The 3,586-nt window shown below is 44.3% G+C and carries 1 protein-coding gene; it reads right to left on the minus strand.

Features of this window, described 5'->3' with window-relative positions:
- Nucleotides 1-949 precede the first annotated feature (949 nt).
- Nucleotides 950-3,586, minus strand: a 2,637-nt coding sequence (locus CXF78_RS17100; protein WP_308302272.1) for a cation-translocating P-type ATPase, incomplete at its 5' end; no start/stop codon positions are given.

Genomic DNA, 3,586 nt, shown 5'->3' on the forward strand with positions numbered 1-3,586 from the left:
AAGAGTAAAACGTTTTTAGCCGAACCCTTCGGGCAGCGTTTGTTGGTCATTTTTACTGCGTTATCGACTTTTTATGTAGAATAACTACACCACAAAGTCTCTGCCGCGCAGTTATAAATGTGAGTAATGACCAACAATTCGCTGCAAAAACAACCTTGAAAGATCAACAGGCCCTAGGGTTAAACATGCCATTACTAACATTTCGGTGTTTTCATAACGATAAACTTAGGCGAAGTTTTAGCACAAATCAATTTATAACAGTACAAATAAACATAACACTCTATGGGGAAGGTTTTATGGTGCTGAAACGTAGAAAAAGATGCCATTTTCTAGCGACTCTCTCAAAATGAACTAGCCACTTATATCCGCTTTACCTTTGGTACTAACCTTACTTTATAAGCTAAGTAAGGTTAGCCATTCTTTTAGATTCATTCTTGTAAATTAATTGATATTGAAACCAATCCCATTGCTAGCATGAGTAAATTTATGGCTAACTGATATAAGTATATTGTGAATGAATAGTCGCTCTAAATTACTTTGAGGCAGATCTTGGCTAGCCATGCCAGCGAGCAGAGAGATGGAAAAAAGTGTGTTTGAGGTATTGATTAACCCAGCTTACTTGGTATTGGTTTAGCTTGATTTATAACGTAGCTTCATTTGAACTTATTGCGTGCAGCATGTGAGCTACAGGACGTTGTAAATGTAGCGATCACAGGGAAAAGCCAAATAGGAAAAGCTCAAATCTAATTAGCTGACTTATTTTGGACAAATTCAATATTTAAATTGAGGCCGTTGAAGAAAATAGAAAAATGTTGCAGGGCGGCTGGGCCAATTTTTTTAGAAGAGTTAAGAGGAAACATCCGTTGAGTTCCTCTTGTTCTGGTGTGGCAAAGTGCCACGACGTTAGTGGCCGCAGGCCATCGCGGTAACGCACTATCCATATATAACACTATGCGTAAATAACACCACGGCGCATTAACCATTTTTCAATCTCGACGGCAAACAAAATAAGTGAAGACAACAACAGACAGACAATAAGATCGACCATTGGCAGAGGCTGTGTATGGAAAATGGTGTTTAACGCAGGTGTATAAATCACGACCATCTGAAATAACAACGTTAACAGAAAAGCCCCTAACATCGGTAAATTACTGAACAAACCAATACGCAATAATGAAGCACTCTCACTGCGAACCGCCAGTGAGTGAAACAACTGTGATACCGTTAATACCGTAAACACCATTGTCTGCCAGTAAACAACGTCACGGGAAATAGCCCACGCCATAGTCGCAATGGATATTCCACCAATAAACAATCCTACCCAGATAATATGTTGCCACATACCATGAGAAAAAATACTTTCCTTTGGAGGGCTGGGCGCACGACTCATTATATTCGGTTCGGCTGGCTCAGTGGTTAATGCAAGACCCGGCAGGCCATCGGTCACTAGATTAATCCACAGGATATGAATCGGCAGTAAAGGAATAGGCAACCCGAGAAACGGTGCAAGGAACAAGGTCCAGATTTCACCAGCATTGGAACTCAAAGTATATTTAATAAATTTGCGAATATTATCGAAAGTGCGTCGACCCGACCGTATCGCTCGCACGATTGAAGAAAAGTCATCGTCCAATAACACCATATCCGCAGCTTCGCGAGCCACATCGGTTCCCTTCTGGCCCATGGCGACACCAATACTGGCACGCTTCAATGCCGGCGCATCGTTGACGCCATCTCCAGTCATAGCGACAAATTCGCCTTTGTCCTGCAACGCTTTGACGATACGTAATTTTTGTTCCGGTGTCACCCTTGCGTACACCCGTATTGAGTCAACTAGGCGGGAGAATTCTTCATCGGATATTTTAGCGAGTTGATCACCACTTAGCATCGCCCTATCGTTATCTATAATGCCCAAACGTTGTGCTATCGCAAACGCGGTACCCGGATGATCGCCAGTGATCATTACCGGAATAATTCCCGCTGTGAGACAATCTTTTACGGCCTGAGGCACTTCGGGTCGCGGCGGATCGATCAACGCCACCAGCCCCAAAAAGGTGAGTTCTCGCTCCACCACTTCAGCGTCCAACGGATCTGGCAAACAGCTAAATTCACGTTTTGCAAATGCCAGTACACGGTAACCTTTATTCGCTAACTGTGCTGCTTCAGCCAGTATGGCCGTCGCTTCAAATACTGCAATCCCATCATTACTTAATCCCTGAATACATTGTTGTAGCACCTGCTCCGGCGCGCCTTTGATGTACGCAGTTATAACATCGGATGTTTGATGCAAGGTTGTCATCTGTTTTCGTTCGCTATCAAACGCAATAACGGCTATACGAGGCTTTGCCTGCTCTAAGATGGACTTATCAAAACCGACCATGTGAGCGGCTTCGAAAAGTGCTAGCTCGGTCGGCTCACCTGCAGGTTTGCCGTCTTTATCCATGATGTCATTGTTTAGTGCCATGGCTTGGCCAAGCTCTGTCCATGGAATACTGGCTTCTGACTCAGGCATTGATTGTCGCAGTTCTCCAGCGACAAAAAATAACTCCGCTGTCATGAGATTTTGTGTCAGGGTACCGGTCTTGTCTGTACATATATAGGTAACTGAACCTAGGGTTTCGACAGAGGGTAAGTTACGCACGAGCACATTATGTCGGATCAGCTTACGTGCACCCAAAGCAAGTGAAATGGTCACCACCGCAGGGAGTGCTTCCGGTATCGCAGCTACACCCAAGCTCACCGAGGTTAAAAACATCAATAATATTGACTGTCCTTGCAGCAAGCCGACAACAAATACCACTATACATATTGCCAGTACAGTCAAGGCAAGGTATCGGCCAAAACCAGACAATCGTGTTTGCAAGGGGGTTTTTACACTCGTTTCATCTTGTAGCAGTCCAGCTATTTGGCCTATCTCGGTTTCCATGCCGCTGGCAACTACCACACCTTTACCACGTCCACGAATAATCATGCTGTTCTTAAAAACTAGATTCAAACGATCACCAATGGCTAATTCTTTATCAGCTAGCGGTTCTGTTTGCTTTTCTATTGCATGTGATTCACCAGTCAGGGTTGATTCATCGACCAGCAGTTCTTCCCCTTCCAGTAAGCGCACATCAGCAGGCACAAGATTTCCGGCTTCAAGCATAACAACATCACCCGGCACTAATGCTGTTGCGTCAATAGTCACTTCAAGTGCATCGCGAAATACATAAGCATCTGGCGCTGCCATTTTTCGCAGTGCCGCCACAGCGCGCTCTGCCCTAAATTCCTGTACTGTGCCGATAATTGCATTAAGTAATACGATCACCATAATAGCAATGGTATCTTGTGGCTCACCAAGAAAACCCGAAATCACGGCTGCTACCAACAACACAACTATCATGAAATCAGAAAACTGCCCGAGTAAAATGAACAGCAAGGAACGTCGTGGTTTTTGGATAATAGTATTATGACCATATTCAATCAGGCGTTTTTTGGCTTGTTCCGTAGTCAGGCCCGTTAGCGAAGAATCAAGCCGCTGTAAAACATCTGCAGCTTGTAAACTGTGCCACTTTGCTGAGGACATTCTAGTTTCCGACAAAGA

It is taken from the genome of Shewanella sp. 11B5, assembly GCF_002836795.1.
Lineage (GTDB): Bacteria > Pseudomonadota > Gammaproteobacteria > Enterobacterales > Shewanellaceae > Shewanella > Shewanella frigidimarina.